This window comes from Sphingomonas sp. Leaf339 (assembly GCF_001426195.1).
Taxonomy (GTDB): Bacteria; Pseudomonadota; Alphaproteobacteria; order Sphingomonadales; family Sphingomonadaceae; genus Sphingomonas.
This window is the reverse complement of the sequence record NZ_LMRS01000001.1, coordinates 2,501-18,262: the sequence shown is the minus strand read 5'-3', so window position 1 is coordinate 18,262 and position 15,762 is coordinate 2,501. Positions and strand designations below refer to the sequence as shown.

Annotated in this window: 9 protein-coding genes, 2 tRNA genes and 2 rRNA genes; 4 read left to right on the top strand and 9 right to left on the bottom strand. The window is 60.5% G+C overall.

Annotation, left to right across the window (positions count from 1 at the left end; genetic code table 11):
* Positions 1-18 precede the first annotated feature (18 nt).
* Positions 19-2,892 carry a TonB-dependent receptor gene (locus tag ASG67_RS00075; RefSeq protein ID WP_162244324.1) on the bottom strand — a complete coding sequence of 958 codons (2,874 nt, stop codon included), beginning with the start codon at positions 2,890-2,892 and terminating at the stop codon, positions 19-21.
* A 140-nt stretch (positions 2,893-3,032) separates the two neighbouring features.
* Here ASG67_RS00075 and ASG67_RS00070 point away from each other — a divergent pair, with 140 nt between their 5' ends.
* Complete coding sequence (locus ASG67_RS00070; RefSeq protein ID WP_056523605.1) at positions 3,033-4,601, top strand: tryptophan halogenase family protein; 1,569 nt, start codon at positions 3,033-3,035, stop codon at positions 4,599-4,601.
* Positions 4,598-5,308: a SapC family protein gene (locus ASG67_RS00065; protein ID WP_056523601.1), complete on the top strand. Its 711-nt coding sequence runs from the start codon at positions 4,598-4,600 to the stop codon at positions 5,306-5,308. Before ASG67_RS00070 ends, ASG67_RS00065 begins: the two co-directional genes overlap by 4 nt.
* A 290-nt stretch (positions 5,309-5,598) precedes the next feature.
* Here ASG67_RS00065 and ASG67_RS00060 read toward each other — a convergent pair whose 3' ends face one another.
* The gene (locus tag ASG67_RS00060) at positions 5,599-6,939 is read right to left on the bottom strand and encodes a glycoside hydrolase family 27 protein (RefSeq protein ID WP_156460583.1); all 1,341 of its coding nucleotides are present in this window, start codon (positions 6,937-6,939) and stop codon (positions 5,599-5,601) included.
* A gap of 421 nt (positions 6,940-7,360) precedes the next feature.
* Between ASG67_RS00060 and ASG67_RS00055 the strand changes: the two genes are divergently transcribed.
* Positions 7,361-8,965 carry a sensor histidine kinase gene (locus ASG67_RS00055; RefSeq protein ID WP_162244323.1) on the top strand — a complete coding sequence of 535 codons (1,605 nt, stop codon included), beginning with the start codon at positions 7,361-7,363 and terminating at the stop codon, positions 8,963-8,965.
* On the opposite strand, the gene ASG67_RS19300 is transcribed toward ASG67_RS00055, so the two are convergent.
* The 3 genes from ASG67_RS19300 to ASG67_RS00040 form a co-directional block, all read right to left on the bottom strand.
* Entirely contained in the window at positions 8,949-9,263 is a 315-nt protein-coding gene (locus tag ASG67_RS19300) for a glycosyltransferase (protein ID WP_082543208.1), read from the bottom strand. The two genes, ASG67_RS00055 and ASG67_RS19300, sit on opposite strands and share 17 nt — an antisense overlap.
* A gap of 792 nt (positions 9,264-10,055) precedes the next feature.
* The gene (locus ASG67_RS00045) at positions 10,056-10,811 is read right to left on the bottom strand and encodes a hypothetical protein (protein ID WP_056523588.1); all 756 of its coding nucleotides are present in this window, start codon (positions 10,809-10,811) and stop codon (positions 10,056-10,058) included.
* Entirely contained in the window at positions 10,811-11,350 is a 540-nt protein-coding gene (locus tag ASG67_RS00040) for a phosphatase PAP2 family protein (protein WP_056523584.1), read from the bottom strand. The genes ASG67_RS00045 and ASG67_RS00040 overlap by 1 nt, the downstream gene beginning before the upstream one ends.
* Positions 11,351-11,782: 432 nt before the next feature.
* On the opposite strand from ASG67_RS00040, the gene ASG67_RS18110 reads away from it, so the two are divergent.
* Positions 11,783-12,067 carry a hypothetical protein gene (locus ASG67_RS18110; RefSeq protein WP_082543207.1) on the top strand — a complete coding sequence of 95 codons (285 nt, stop codon included), beginning with the start codon at positions 11,783-11,785 and terminating at the stop codon, positions 12,065-12,067.
* On the opposite strand, the gene ASG67_RS00035 is transcribed toward ASG67_RS18110, so the two are convergent.
* The 4 genes from ASG67_RS00035 to ASG67_RS00020 all read right to left on the bottom strand — a co-directional run bounded on the left by ASG67_RS00035 (position 12,046) and on the right by ASG67_RS00020 (position 15,443).
* Positions 12,046-12,122 (bottom strand) — tRNA-Met (locus ASG67_RS00035). The genes ASG67_RS18110 and ASG67_RS00035 overlap by 22 nt on opposite strands.
* A gap of 23 nt (positions 12,123-12,145) precedes the next feature.
* A tRNA-Met gene (locus ASG67_RS00030) sits at positions 12,146-12,222 on the bottom strand.
* 131 nt (positions 12,223-12,353) lie between these two features.
* Positions 12,354-12,468: ribosomal RNA gene (gene rrf / locus ASG67_RS00025) — 5S ribosomal RNA — on the bottom strand.
* A 142-nt stretch (positions 12,469-12,610) separates the two neighbouring features.
* Positions 12,611-15,443 (bottom strand): 23S ribosomal RNA (locus tag ASG67_RS00020).
* Positions 15,444-15,762 lie beyond the last annotated feature (319 nt).

Below are 15,762 nucleotides of genomic sequence, written 5' to 3'. Positions count from 1 at the left end.
GGCCCCGTCTCTTTATTCTCAGAACGAGAAGCGTACACCCGCGTCGTAGCGTGGTCCAAAGTTCTGATATCGGAGCACCTGATTGTCGAAGCGACCCGTAGCGATGTACTTGGCATTGAACAGGTTCGTGCCCTCCACGAAAACCTGCGCATAAGGCGTGATGTTCACCGCGACGCTGCCATCGAACTGGCCGTAATCCCGCACAAAGACCGGCTCGTTGCCCGGGCCACCAGCCAATGTCTGGAGGAAGCGCTCACGCCGGTTGTACGCGATCCGCGCCGAGATGCCGTATTTCTCGTAGAAGATCGTGCCGTTCTGCGAGTTGCCGATCCCCTCCGCCGCGAAGGATTGGCCAATCTGGTCGACGTCGAATTCGCGGTTAGTCTTCACGAAGGTAGCGTTGGCCTGCACGCCGAAGCCGCTGAGTACACCGGGCAACCAGTCGAGCGTATGGACCAAATTCAGTTCCAGCCCCCGGACCCGCAGCGACTGGGCGTTGCGCGGCCGGCGCACACTGAACCGGCCGAAATACTGCCCGCCGATCAGTTCGATCAGCCCACCGGCCGACAATCGGGCACCCTGCGAATTACCAGCATTGGCGATCGGGAACAGTTCGGTTTCGAAGGTCTGCACTACGAAATCGTCGATCGTTTTCTGGAAGATCGCAGCAGACAGCGTCGTGGTACGCGTCGGATACCATTCTACCGAAAGGTCAAGATTGTCCGCGCGATAGGGCTTCAGGTTGGGGTTGCCACCCGTCGCGGTCAACGTCGCCGGCCGAAGCGTGCCGATGTCCAGCGTCGGCGCCAGATCGCCGATCGCCGGCCGCGTCAGCGTCCGGTATGCGGCGAACCGCGCCTGCAATGTCGGCGTCAGGCTGAGCCGGGCGTTCAGGTTGGGTAACAGATTGCTGTAAGACGACCGCTGGTCGACCGCGATGATCTGTCGATTATTCGCGAACACGCCGGTATATGTCGTCGGATCGCCCGTGACCGGGATCAGGTCGGTCAGCTGGAGCGACTGACCCGCAGATACCAGCTCGGTATATTCGTACCGCGCGCCGACATTGATGAACCAGGGCAGGCTGGCGACCTCACCCTCCAGATCGACATCGGCATAGCTTGCATAGACGCGTTCCTTGACCCGGGCCGAAGGCTGGCGCGACACCGCATAGCCGTTCGAGGCGGCAAAGATCGCCGCCGTGGTGCCGACGGGCTGGTTGCGGGCGCGATCCAGCGCCGTGGTCGCGGCGGCGCTGGTCAGGAAGTTGAAATACGCACCCGGATCGAAGGTCAGGAACGACGTCGGCACATTGCCGCTCTTCGCCCCCAGCGAGCCGATGCTGAACGGCGACAGCAACGACGCATCCGCAAGCGTCGAATAGCCGCAATAGACGCAGCCGACGTTCGGGTCCGACGTGATCGGCACGTTGCTCTTGTTACGCGACGTGCCGGTCAGGCCGAAGCGCAACGCGGTGACGACGTTCCAGCCCGGCTTCCATTCGGTATTCCAGCGATATTCCTGGACCCGCTCGGTGACGTCGTTGCCGTTGATCCCGGCGATATGGGTGCGGCCAAGGGCGGGATTGGACAGCACGCCGGTTCCATACCCGAAGGTGGATGGGATGCCGCCCCCCTCCGCGCCGGTGAACGAATATTGTGACGGCGTGCCGATGACCGTAAAATAGCTCTGCCCGCCGCCGGCGTTCTTCGCGCGCGACCACGTGCCATCCAGCACCATGCGCAGCGTATCGGTGGGTCGCCATTCGGCGTTGAACCCGGCCTCATACGTCGTCGTCTCGCGCAACGCGCCCGACGCAATAAAATCGGCGTTGCCGTTGGTCGTCAGCGAGGTGATCGTGCGGTTCTCGTCGATCGTCGCCGCGGTGTAACTGGACGGTTCGAACCAGCTGCCCAGACCCCGCGTCGTGGAGTCGCTCTTGAAACGGTTGTACAGGCCGTCGACCGTGAAGGTCAGTTCGTCGGTGGGGGCATATTGTGCCACCACCGTCGCACCCAGACGGGTACGCTCGTCACGCGTCTGGTTCACATCCTGGTTTCGGGGCGCATAGACGTTGGTGAACAGCGGTGCGGCATTCGGCCCGACGGATTGATTCGTCAGATAGCCGTCGGTGCTGATCGAACGGATCGACGCGATACGCTTCTGATAGGACAACGAGGCGAGCAGCCCCAGCTTGCCGTCGGCGAAGGTGTCGCTGAGCAGGCCAAATAGCTGCGGCGTAACCTTCTCGCTGTTCTTCTCATACAGCGCCTTGCCGGTGAAGACCGCCTTGAATTCTTTCAACGCCAGCGGACGCGGCGTCTGCACGTTGATCGTGGCGCCGATGCCACCGCCCTGCAATGGCGCCTGCGTGCTCTTGTACACTTGCGCGCCGCTGATGAGTTCGGCCGGGATCAGGTCGAACGAGAAGGCGCGGTTATAGTTGTCCGAGGCGAAGCTGCGGCCGTTGAACAGCACGGTGTTGAACGCCGGGCCCAGGCCGCGCACGGTAACCGATTGACCCTCGCCGTTGCTGCGATCGATCGCGACACCGGGAATGCGCTGCAACGATTCGGCGACGTTGGCATCGGGGAACTTGCCGAGGTCTTCCGACGAGATGGCATCGAGGATACCCGCCGCATCGCGCTTCTGCGCGGCGGAGGATTCGATGCTGCGGCGAATGCCGGTGACGACGATGTCTTCGCCCACGCCATCGGCTGCGGTCTGGCTGGGAAGAACGGCGGTCGAGTCGGCGGGGGGCAGCTGACCGGCAGTCTGGTCGGTCGAGGTCGGGGTTTGCGCCAGTGCCGGCGTGACCGCAATCAGGACGCTCATGGCGCTGGCCAGTCCATATGCCGTATACAGCGCCCGGCGCTTAGAAACCTGTTGCATGATAGCCATCGCTCTCCCCTTCGTTTAATCGTTCGTCGCCTCGGTCGGGCGAGATGAATTCGATCGCTAAATTCATTGTATGATAAATACAATCACAAATAGCAGGAGAAATTCTCCGTCGGGGCATTAGGGAGGACGGGATGTTCCCCGGAGAGGAAGCTGTGGACGGGCTGGTGCAACATGTTGTCGTGGTGGGCGGAGGATCGGCCGGCTGGATCGCCGCGTGCCGGCTGGCAGCGCAGGCGAAGCGCTCCGGCAGCGGCGTCCGCGTCACGCTGGTCGAATCGACCAATGTACCCTCGGTCGGCGTCGGCGAGGGCACGTGGCCGACGATGCGCAACACGTTGGCCAAGATCGGGATAACCGAAACCGACTTCATCCGGTCGTGCGATGCCGCGTTCAAACAGGGTGCCCGCTTCGTCGGATGGACGGACGGAACGCCGGCCGATGCCTATTACCATCCGCTCAATCCGCCCGCCGGGGCGACCGAGATCGATCTGGCGCCGCACTGGCTGCATCGGCCCGCGACGGAGGCAACGGATTTCGCCAGCTGGGTCGATTTTCAGGCCACGCTATGTGACGCCGGGCTGGCGCCCAAGACCATCCTGATGCCCGAATACGCGGGTCATGCGAATTACGCCTATCACCTCGACGCGGGCAAATTCGCGACCCTGTTGCGTGACCATGCCGTGGGCAATCTGGGCGTAGAGCATGTGCTGGGCGACGTGGTGCGCCCGCACATGGCCGACAATGGAGATATCACCGACATCGAATTGGCCGATGGCCGGCGGCTGGCAGGCGACCTGTTCGTCGACTGCACCGGCTTTGCCGCGCTGCTGATCGGCGGCGTCTATGGCGTGCCGTTCCGGCGGTGCAGCGACGTCCTTTTCGCGGACCGCGCGATGGCGATGCAGGTGCCCTATGGCGGCGAGGACGACGACATCACCTGTCACACCGTCTCGACCGCGCAGGACGCCGGCTGGATCTGGGACATCGGCCTGTGGACGCGCCGCGGGGTTGGCCATGTGTACAGCAGTGCGCACACCAGCGACGACGCGGCGGAGGCAGCGCTACGCCGCTATACCGGGCCACGGGCCGAAGGGCTTTCCGTGCGTCGGATCAACATTGACGCCGGCCACCGCGAACGGTTCTGGCAGAACAACTGCGTCGCCGTCGGGCTGTCGGCGGGCTTCATCGAACCGCTCGAGGCGTCGGCGCTGATGCTGATCGAAACGTCGATGGATGCCATCGCCGACCGACTGCCGCGCACGCGATCGGCGATGGATGTGATGGCGCACCAGTTCAATGATACGTTCCGCCACCATTGGCAGCGGATCATCGAATTCCTGAAGCTCCACTACGTCCTCACGAAACGAACCGACACCGCGTTCTGGCGGGACAATACTGTTGCGTCATCGATCCCGGACGGATTGCGCGAACGGCTCGATCTCTGGCGACATCATTCGCCGGCGCCGCAGGATTTCGATCATGCGCGCGAGGTGTTCTCGTGGCCGAGTTATCAATACGTCCTGCACGGCATGCAATTCGCCAGCGATTATCCGCGTGTCGATGCCGCATCGCCCGACGCGGCGATGGCAAGCCGCTTCGTCACGCGCAACGACCGGGCGCGCGCCGATCTGCTGCACCGGGCGCCGCGCCACCGCGATTTGTTGCGCGCAGTGCGCGACCATGGCCTGCAGCTGGTATGAGCCGGGTCGCTCCCCTGAACGCGGCCGATCATGGGACTCTGCACTTCGATCGCAACGCGGCCGGTGCGACGCGCCAGATCGTACAACTGGGCCTTTCAGAAATCGCCTTTGCCGCCGCGGATATGCCGCTCTGCCTCGCCAAGGACGCGAATACGGGGCGGTTCGACCTGGTGGCCCTGTTGGGACTGATCGAGCCGACCAATCTGTTTTCGTTCGGCGGCCATTTCCAGGCGACATACGTGCCGCGTGCGGCGCTGCTGACGGGCTTTCGGCTCGACCCGAATGGTGTTGCCGGGCTGGCCGTTGATGCCGCCGATCCGACGATCGGAGCCAATGGCGAGGCATTGTTTGTCGATGGCCGTCCGGCTCCCTTGCTGGACCAGCTGCATCAGGCGCTGGAACAAGTGTTGGCCGATATCGCCGCCGCCCGGACGCTGATCGCGCTTTACGCCACCAAGCGCCTCATTCGCCTGCTGACGCTGTCGGTGCGGAAAGCGGATGGCGGGGATCATGATATCGCCGGCCTGTACACGATCGATGCGGCGGCGCTGCGCTCGCTGCCCGATAACGAGATCTTGGCCCTGCACCGCGCCGATGCGCTGGCGCCATCGACTATTCTGTCAGCCTCGCTCGCCCAGATCGAACGATTGCGCCAGTTACACAATGCCCGGTTTGAGGCAGCTATCTCCTCGTATACGATCGGTTAGCCAGCGGATCGGTAACTGCTATCCTGACGTCACTATCGAGCGCGATCGCACTGTTTTAGTTGAGTATCGATCTGACGCCAGCGGCGATCCCGGCGCCGAAGGTTAGCCGTGCACTGTCACACGGGGAGTCTTCGGGATGGGCAAAAAATGCACGGCGGGCTCCCACGACAACGCATCGCTCATCGTTGTTTCTCAAATCATAGTCCGCTGTCTGGGCGCTATCACCCAAGCCATAACAGCTTAACATCCACGAGCGGCGGTAGCCGCTCGTGGATGTTACGATGCCGCCATCACGTCAGCCGATAGAGTTCGGCACCATGCGGCGATACTGTCCGCGTGATGTGGTCGCGGACGGCGCCGGCAGCCCGACCGGACCACAGATCACGAACCGCCACCGACCCCGACTTGCCGAGATCACGCAGGGCGATCGTCACCTCCTTGGGCTTGTCGGTGGTGTTGAACAGCGCAAGATAGCGGTCCTGGCTCCCCTCCGGCCGGGCAGACCAGATGCGCGCGCCGTCCTGCACGAAATGCGGCCGGTTATCGGTGCTCGCCTGATTGACCGCCAGCACGTCGCGGTTGGTCAGCAGCGCCAGCGTCGGCGCATCGAGATGGCGCAGGTCGCCACCCATGATGAGCGGCGATCGGGCGATCGACCACAAAGTCATCAGCGTGCGCTGTTCATCGGGCGTGAACTTCGTATCGCGCTCACCCAGCTTGAGCTTGCCCAGCGGCAGCATGTCGGCGTCGGGCCAGGCGCCGGGGCGGCGCCATGTATTCCAGTTCTCCAGCCGGGTGAACTGCGCCTCCAGCATCGCCCATTCGTCCCAGAAATCATCGCTGATCCGCCACATCTGTGCATATTGACGGACGTGATCGCCGCGGATCACCGGCGTCTCGCCCGGCGACAGGCTGAGCATCATCGGGCGACCGGTGTTGACGATCGCCTGATGCGCGCCCTCGATCTCGGGCGCATGCGCGTCGTAGGGGCGGCTCATGTCGTCCATCTTGACGAAGTCGACGCCCCAGCCGGCGTACAGCCTGAAAACGCTGTCGTAATAAGCCTGCGCGCCCGGCTTCGTCATGTCGACGCCGTACATGTCCGGGTTCCAGGGGCAGATGCTGTTCGTGTCGGCGACATCGGCAGCGCGGTACGTCGTGCCGAGGATGGGCAGATTCTTCTTCACCGCCAGCCGGGGGATACCGCGCATCAGGTGGATACCGAACTTCATCCCCATCCGGTGGACGTCGGCGGCCAGCTTGGTGAAGCCGGAACCCTCGGCGCTCGACGGGAAGCGGTTCGGCGCGGGGATCAGCCGACCGTACCCATCCATCGCCGGCACCGGATTAGTGCTATATTCGTAACTCGACGCGCCGGGTTCGTACCACTGAATATCGACGGTGAAGATGTCGTAGCCGAACGGCAGCAGCTTGCTCGCCATGATCGCGGCGGTTTCGCGTGCCTGTGCCTCGGTGATCGTCGTCGCGAAGCTGTTCCAGCTGTTCCAGCCCATCGGTGGCCGCGGGGCCAGCACCCCGCCGCCGGGCGCGCGCGCTTCGGCGATCGCCGGCAGCACGATCGACGCCGCAGCGCCAGCAAGGCCCGAGGTCAGGATTCCCCGGCGATCCATCTGCGGTCCGTCCATCTTTGCCCTCCCGAATGGTCTTCTTGAAGCCTTGGCGATGGCCATAGTTTTTACCATCAGCTGCAGCACCGGCCGCAACGCCGTATCACTACACCGCTGAAAATCGCTGATGATATCGCGATGAATGTCACAGCACGATACCGAAAGCCTGAACCTCGTTCCGATCCAAGATCATGACATGCTGATCAGTACCGCCACCAAATATCGTTGATGTGTCGGTTATCGCAAAACCACGAAAGAGGGCGGATATGAAAGTCCGCCATGCGCGATCGCGACCATCTTTCACAACCATATGGCGGAATGGGCGCAAATCGGTCTACGTGGGGGACGACACCCACGATCGACGATGGTGAAGAGACAGACGATCGCCACGAGAACAGCCCGTCACATCTGGATAATCGCGGCGGTGGCGTGCATCGCCGCACAACTCGCCGTGACCATCGATTGGCCCGATCAGTATATGAGCATGCGGGCGGGTACCGCCGCCCTGGTCGCTCTTTGTGCCGCTCGCACTGTCCATCTGACATCCCGATCGGCCGTCGATCGGCACCGATGGCGATGGCACCTGGTAACGGCCGCGTTCGCCATCTGGGCGATCAGTTGGACGACCTCGGCGATCATGAGACCGTCCGATGCGGCCCAGCCTTTCCTTAGCTTGATCGGATTGTTTCGGCAGGTTTTGTTTCTGATCGCGCTGCTTCCAACGTCTGGTGAAGACCAGGGGTGGCGGTTACGAAGCCTAGATGTGGCGCAAGTTGTCCTTCTGGGTGTGCTGCTTGCGATATTATCATGGCCAGGCACGGCGTTACTGCACATCCGACAGACCGACTCCCGCTTCCTCTATGTTGGCCATGTCGCGCTCGCCATCGTCGCTATCGCCAGCTACCTGCGGCAATCAGGGGAGATACGGCGGCTGATCGGCCCCTTGGCGATCCTGCATTCGGTCTATGCCGTCACCAGCATCTTCGCCGCAATCGCCTTCGAGCGATGGGGATTTGCCGACAATTCAGCCAAATGGGTATTCGGCGACATAGCCTTTGTCGCCTATTTATGGGCGACGTCGAAGAAGAGCTGCGAGACGTCGCGGTGGAGGGTGCTCATCCGCAACGTCCCCCGCGACCTTCCCCCGTTGCTGCTCGCCGCCGTCATCCTGATGCTGTCGGTCGAACTAGGCCGTCGCTCGCTACCCTGGGGCATGGGCGTGGGCATCATCGGTCTCATCATCTACGCCACCCGAACGACGATCCTCAACGAACGCTATCTGACGCTGCGCGATCAACTGATCGCGACCGAAGAAGCACGTGGACGGGCGCTGATCGATATCGTCCACGAAATCCGCTCCCCGCTGGGCAGCGTCGCATTGAACGCAGCGTTGCTGACGAAAGGGGATGCGATCCAGCAACCACATCGCCGATGGGTTGAGCAGATCGAAACCAGTACGACCCGGGTGACGACCTTGCTGAACGATGTCCTGGAACTGGAGCGGCTGGACGCCGGACTGATCGATCTGAACCTTCAGTCTTGCGAGATGGAATCCGTCATTACGGCTGCGCTGGCGGTCGTATCGCCGCAGGCCGATGAATTCGGCATCACTCTATCGTTCATTCCCTACCCGGCAACAGCGCCAGTCATGGCAGACCAATGCAAATTGAGCCGGGTGCTCATCAACCTGCTCGGCAACGCGATCCGTTTCACGCCCACTGGCGGACATGTCACTATCTCCATCGTTGAACGATCGCCGAGATATCTGGCCATCACCATCGAAGACACCGGCGTCGGCATCCCGCCCGAGGCCCAAAAGCTGCTCTTTAAACGGTTCGGTTTTTGCGCGACACCGGTGAACGGCCTGCGTGGATCCGGCCTCGGTCTATCGATCTGCGAGGGGATGACCAAAGCCATGGGTGGCGAGCTGTCGCTCGAAAGTGTCCCCGCGGTCGGGACAACGGCCAAAATCGTCATGCCGGTTTACAGCGCAGCATTCACAGGGCGCTCGCTCAGCCAGATGCCTTGATCCGCGCGTGGTTCCAATCAAGCGGCCATCGATACCCGGGCGGCGGCGGCGCGATATATAAGCCGAAACGATGCGCGAAATGATCGCCCATGTCGCTGATACCCGGCGCGGCGGCAATGGCGACTGTTCGTGCCCGTGACGACCGATCCGCCAGAAAATCGATGATTGCGCTGGCCAGACCTGCCGCATCGTGAGCAGGGTATCGCCGCCCCTGCCCCATGACGAACTGATCGCCTGCTCCGCCATCGTCGGGTACGATCAGCGGCAATCCGCTCGCCCGTGCCTCCGCGGCGACCATGCAAGAGGTTTCCGCCTCGCACCCAGGTCTTGTGCTTCAGCAGCAAAACGAACAGCGGCGCCAGGATACTGGCGATCACCGCCGTGCCTTCCGCAGCCCCGCCGGCGCGTTCCTGCCCGAGCACGGACAGGAAATTGGCGATTACGAAATCGCCCGCATGGGCGTTCGCCGTATAAAGACCGAACGCCAGCGCCGTCGGCAATAGCGCCCCACCGATCCACGTCATCACATATCCGGCCAGCCGCGCGCCACGTATCCCCGCCTGCCACGTCAGGACGATCAGGAGACAGCCCAGATAGATGCCCTCGACAAGGACGCTATATTTGATCTGCAGGGCGATGCCGACCAACACCATCGCCGCGGCCGCAACCATCGCTAGGTTATCGAAGACCGGCGCCTGCACGCCCTCACCCTCCATAAAATCCAACCACAGGATATAGAGCGCGGCCCCGGCCAGCGCGCCAACCGGACCGTTCGCACGCCGCGCGAGGCCGAAGATCAGCAGCGCCGTAGCCAGTACGCTTGCCAAGGCCAGCAGTTTACATGCCAGAATGGCTTTAGAACCCGATCCGGCCGCCAGCGCGTAAATCAGGAACAAACCGATCGGCTTGCGATCGAAGATATCCACGAACGGCAGCATTCCGTGCCACATCCGGTCGCCGACCAGCAGATAGAATTGCTCATCGAACCCGATCACCGGGTTCCCGAACGTGCGTGCGCGAGCGGCCACGGCGATGACCACAAGGATCAGCGCCACTACAGGCAACTCGCGTTTCGACGGCGCCACCGGGCTCACCGGATATCGGACCGCCCGGCACGCTGCGGCAGCAGCACGATCAGCGCAACAATTGCCAGCCCCAGCAGCAGCGACGCCAGCGGACGGCTGAAAGCGAGACCACCGTGATCAATCGGCTTGTCGAGGAAATCGCCGACCGTTGCCCCCAACGGCCGCGTCAGGATGAACGCCGACCAGAACAGGACCACGCGCGAGGTGTTGGTGGTGGCGTACAGTATCCCGATCAATACCAGCGCCGCGCCAAAGACGGCCGCGCTACCGAGATAACCAAGGCCTCCCGTATCGGCGAGCCAATCACTAATTGCGGTACCTAGCGTTTGCGAGAACGTGATCGTCACCCAATAAAATAATTCCGCCCGCGGCTCATGGACGCTGTCGACCGATACAGTGCCCAGCGTCGCCTTCCACGCAGCGAGCGACAGGATGACGAACGCAAGCAGCAAGGCCGAACCACCGGTGTACCCAATGCCGACCGAGCGCGTCGCCAAGTCGGCCAGCGTGGTGCCCGCGGTGGTGGAGGCAATGATCGTCGCCCAATAGAGAAACGGGTGGAACGCGCGTGCGCGAATCTGCATCGCGACCAATGCAATCAGTGCCAAACCGAACATCACGGTGCCGACGAGATAGCCAAGACCAAGCGTCATGGTCACCGCATCGCCCGCCGTCTCGCCGAGCGTTGTCGACAGGATCTTGATGATCCAAAACGCGAGCGTAACCTGCGGCACCTTGGTCAGGGTCGATCGCTCCATCATCAGAACCGCACGGCCATATCGATCCCGCCACCGCCATGCATCGCCCACGGCGTCAGCATCACGCGGTCGCTCCGCTTGTGGGTCAGCAAGAAGCCGCTGGCCAGCCCGATACCAGCCCCGGCCAGCACGTCGTGGGCGTAATGCTTGTCCGCCTCAACGCGCGCGAGCCCGACAAAACCCGCTATCACGAGCGCGGGAAGTCCGGCTTTCCAGCCGTAACGATTCTCGAGAGTCGCCGCCGCAGCGAACGACATCGAAGTATGGCCCGACGGGAAGCTCTTGTTATCGCTGCCATCGGGTCGGCGCTCATGGATCAGTTCTTTGAGCGTGAATGTGGTACCGCCCGCCGCCGCCAAGCTTTCCGCCGCCTGCAGATCGCCGTGCCAGTCGCTTTGCACGGCCGGCACGCCCAGTGCTGCTACGACCAACAGATTACGCCCGGCGTCGCTTGCCTTCGCCCAGCCGCCCTTCCCTGCGAACGCCGGCGCCGGCATCGCGGCAAGCCCAACCATGATTGCAACGACAGGATATCGTGTCATCCGCTTGCCTCCCTCCTTGACGGCTAGTGGGCCAACTAAGCTCAATCATCGTATTCAGTATAAGATCGGTATTCGGTGGCAACGGGCCGCATGCGGCCCGTCTCGATCTCACCTTCATAACGGTGTCCGTGAAGATTGTCGGCAACGACTTCTACGCGGGACGCTCGAACAACGTCGCGATCGTCCATGTCTGAGCAGCTAGGGCCTGTGAGCCGACGAGGTGGAGCATGGCGTATTTCCTAGACAGCGCTGCATTGGCGCTACTGAGAGACGACAGCCGATTGCCGGAGACGCAGTTCAACTCTGTTATTTAATCACCGCCAACGGCAAATCCCTCGATTAGGCGCTGTTGCCGATTAGGCCGAGCGCAGCGGTCGCATTTGACGTGCATGGGGAGGTGGGTGTCGTCCTCGAGCAGCCGGTGCTGAAGACATGACTACGGCTCTGCTTCACCCGCGTCTCGCGCAGATTTACCGCAACAAGGCCGAGCGCCTTCTCCAATGCCTAGAGGAAGAAGGTCCACGTTGCGAAGCACGGGGGATCATCCGCAGCCTGATCGACGCGGTGGTGGTGACGCCGGTGGACGGCGTTCTCCACGCCAAGGTGAAGGGTGATCTGGCGACGATGCTGGTTTTGGCGTCGGACAAGAAAAAAGCCCCAAACGCCGGTGCGCTTGAGGCTGAACAAATCAATGTTGGTTGCGGGGACAGGATTTGAACCTGTGACCTTCAGGTTATGAGCCTGACGAGCTACCGGGCTGCTCCACCCCGCGACACTGGGGTTTGGTCTGGTGGTTGGTTGCGGGGACAGGATTTGAACCTGTGACCTTCAGGTTATGAGCCTGACGAGCTACCGGGCTGCTCCACCCCGCGACACTGGGGTTTGGTCTGGTGCTTGTGTGGCACCTATGACCAGGGTGTTGTTGACGTCCCGACCGGGTTGGCCGGTTGGGATGTATGTGAATGGGTTCTTGGCCTCTTTGTTCGTATCCGCCAGCTACAATGCCTGGCGACGACCTACTCTTCCATCGCTTGAGCGATAGTACCATTGGCGCAGGTTGCTTTCACGGCCGAGTTCGGAATGGGATCGGGTGGGACACAATCGCTATGGCCACCAGGCAATGAAGCGGGCGGATACGGGTTTGGGAGGGTTGGGTTTAAAATCGATGCGTGCACTTTGTATTCTGGCGTCGAGCTTATGATCATCCGCTTGTCGACAACGCCGCTGGTGTATCCAGGGTTGTTGTTGATGGCGGGACTCATCAAGCGCGAATAGGACGATTAGTATCGGTTAGCTTCACGCGTTACCGCGCTTCCACATCCGATCTATCAAGGTCGTGGTCTCCGACCGTCCTAAGAAATCTTATCTCGAGGGAGGCTTCCCGCTTAGATGCTTTCAGCGGTTATCCCGTCCGTACATAGCTACCCTGCTGCGCTCTTGGCAGAACGACAGGTACACCAGAGGTACGTTCAACCCGGTCCTCTCGTACTAGGGTCAACTCCTCTCAAATTTCGACGCCCACGGCAGATAGGGACCAAACTGTCTCGCGACGTTCTGAACCCAGCTCACGTACCACTTTAATTGGCGAACAGCCAAACCCTTGGGACCTGCTCCAGCCCCAGGATGTGATGAGCCGACATCGAGGTGCCAAACAACCCCGTCGATATGAGCTCTTGGGGGTTATCAGCCTGTTATCCCCGGCGTACCTTTTATCCGTTGAGCGATGGCCCTTCCACGAGGGACCACCGGATCACTATGACCGACTTTCGTCTCTGCTCGACTTGTCAGTCTCGCAGTCAGGCGGGCTTATGCCATTGCACTCTAAACAGACGGTTTCCAACCGTCCTGAGCCCACCATTGCGCGCCTCCGTTACTCTTTAGGAGGCGACCGCCCCAGTCAAACTACCCGCCACAGAGGGTCCTTGATCCAGTTTCATGGATCGAAGTTAGACATCAGAAAACAACAGGGTGGTATTTCACCTATGGCTCCACATCAGCTGGCGCCGATGCTTCGTAGCCTCCCACCTATGCTACACAGTTCCTTCCTAATGCCACTCTGAAGCTGCAGTAAAGGTGCACGGGGTCTTTCCGTCTAACCGCGGGTACTCCGCATCTTCACGGAGAATTCAATTTCGCTGAGCATGTCCTGGAGACAGTGGGGAAGTCGTTACGCCATTCGTGCAGGTCGGAACTTACCCGACAAGGAATTTCGCTACCTTAGGACCGTTATAGTTACGGCCGCCGTTTACCTGGGCTTCATTTCAGAGCTTGCACCCCTCCACTTAACCTTCAGGCACCGGGCAGGCGTCAGGCCCTATACGTCGTCTTGAAGCCGACTTAGCAGAGCCCTGTGTTTTTGCTAAACAGTCGCTACCCCCTGGCCTGTGCCCCCTCATAAAGCTTGCGCTCAGTGAGGGCCTCCTTCTTCCGAAGGTACGGAGGCAATTTGCCGAGTTCCTTCAGGACACTTCTCTCAAGCGCCTTGGTATACTCTACCTGACCACCTGTGTCGGTTTCGGGTACGGTCTATACGGTGGGGCTATTTCCTGGAACAATTTCGAAGCCAGCTCAATCCGATAAGAGCTGACAACACACATCATCCGTCACACACCACCAGGCCCACGAATATTAACGTGGTTCCCATCGACTACCCCCTTCGGGCTCGTCTTAGGGGCCGGCTCACCCTGCGCGGATTAGCCTTGCGCAGGAACCCTTGGTCTTTCGGCGAGAGGGCATCTCACCCTCTTTATCGCTACTCATGTCTGCATTCGCACTTCCGATACCTCCACGACCCATTACCAGATCGCTTCATCAGCCTACGGAACGCTCCGCTACCGCGTATCCTCAGATCAAGTCTGGGACACACCCTAAGCTTCGGTGCACGTCTTGAGCCCCGTTACATCTTCGCCGCAGAAACCCTTATTTAGACCAGTGAGCTGTTACGCTTTCTTTAAAGGATGGCTGCTTCTAAGCCAACCTCCTGGTTGTTTTGGGATTTCCACATGCTTTCCCACTTAGACGTGACTTGGGGACCTTAGCTGTAGGTCAGGGCTGTTTCCCTTTTGACGACGGACCTTAGCACCCGCCGTCTGTCTCCCGGATATCACTCTCAGGTATTCGGAGTTTGGTTAGTGTTGGTAGATCTCGCGACCCCCGCAACCATCCAGTGCTCTACCCCCTGAGGTGTCCATCCGAGGCACTACCTCAATAGTTTTCGCGGAGAACCAGCTATTTCCCGGCTTGATTGGCCTTTCACCCCTAAACACAACTCATCCGGTAACTTTTCAACGTTAATCGGTTCGGACCTCCAGTGCATGTTACTGCACCTTCATCCTGGTCATGCCTAGATCGCCGGGTTTCGGGTCTAATACTTCAAACTCTGTCGCCCTATTCAGACTCGCTTTCGCTGCGCCTACACCTACCGGCTTAAGCTTGCTTGAAACATTAAGTCACAGACCCATTATGCAAGAGGTACGCTGTCAGGCCATAAAAGCCCTCCAACTGCTTGTAGGCAATCCGTTTCAGGTACTGTTTCACTCCCCTCATCGGGGTGCTTTTCACCTTTCCCTCACGGTACTAGTTCGCTATCGGTCATGTACGAGTATTTAGGCTTAGAGGGTGGTCCCCCTATGTTCAGACAGGATTACACGTGTCCCGCCCTACTCGAGTCCTGAATTATCACTTTCGCATACGGGGCTGTCACCCGCTATGGCGTCACTTTCCAGAGACTTCTGCTAGTTGAAATTCAGGCACTGGCCTGGTCCGCGTTCGCTCGCCACTACTAACGGAATCTCGGTTGATGTCTTTTCCTCCAGCTACTGAGATGTTTCAGTTCACCGGGTTCGCTTCTCGAAACCTATGTATTCAGTTAAGAGATACCTGACCCCATTAACCCCAGCAAAGCCATCCGCCAGACCGCTTGCGCAGCCTGTCGTCCAGCTCTTCTCGGATTAATCGGATAGGTGGGTTTCCCCATTCGGAAATCGTCGGGTCAATGCTTGCTCACAGCTCACCGACGCTTATCGCAGCGTGCCACGTCCTTCATCGCCTGTACATGCCAAGGCATCCACGAATTGCCCTTACCTCACGCTTGAGAGTCCACACCACCAACAACAACACTGGATCACCCTTGCGGGTGACACGAAACTCGGCAGAGCAGTGTCGCTTGGTTTTACCGGGCCCTGCCAACACCATTACAGCATCGGCCGAACCTTCTCGGTGCGGATGATTATAATCTCAGCCAGATTGTTACGATGTGCTGCCCGGAGCAAAACTCCGACCAACCATCGTTAAAGTGAATTACCGGCCTTCTCGCTATCGACGAGCAGCTTGCGCTGCCTGCCTGTCGCTCAAAGCCGATACCTTCACGGCATCGATTTTAAGAACCCATTCACAATGTCAAAGAGGAGCCA

Bases quoted from the DNA above. Each gene is read 5' to 3' on its own strand.
- ASG67_RS00075 (WP_162244324.1), bottom strand. From the start codon at position 2,892: ATGCAACAGGTTTCTAAGCGCCGGGCGCTGTATACGGCATATGGACTG.
- ASG67_RS00070 (WP_056523605.1), top strand. From the start codon at position 3,033: ATGTTCCCCGGAGAGGAAGCTGTGGACGGGCTGGTGCAACATGTTGTC.
- ASG67_RS00065 (WP_056523601.1), top strand. From the start codon at position 4,598: ATGAGCCGGGTCGCTCCCCTGAACGCGGCCGATCATGGGACTCTGCAC.
- ASG67_RS00060 (WP_156460583.1), bottom strand. From the start codon at position 6,939: ATGGATCGCCGGGGAATCCTGACCTCGGGCCTTGCTGGCGCTGCGGCG.
- ASG67_RS19300 (WP_082543208.1), bottom strand. From the start codon at position 9,263: ATGGTCGCCGCGGAGGCACGGGCGAGCGGATTGCCGCTGATCGTACCC.
- ASG67_RS00045 (WP_056523588.1), bottom strand. From the start codon at position 10,811: ATGATGGAGCGATCGACCCTGACCAAGGTGCCGCAGGTTACGCTCGCG.
- ASG67_RS00040 (WP_056523584.1), bottom strand. From the start codon at position 11,350: ATGACACGATATCCTGTCGTTGCAATCATGGTTGGGCTTGCCGCGATG.
- ASG67_RS18110 (WP_082543207.1), top strand. From the start codon at position 11,783: ATGACTACGGCTCTGCTTCACCCGCGTCTCGCGCAGATTTACCGCAAC.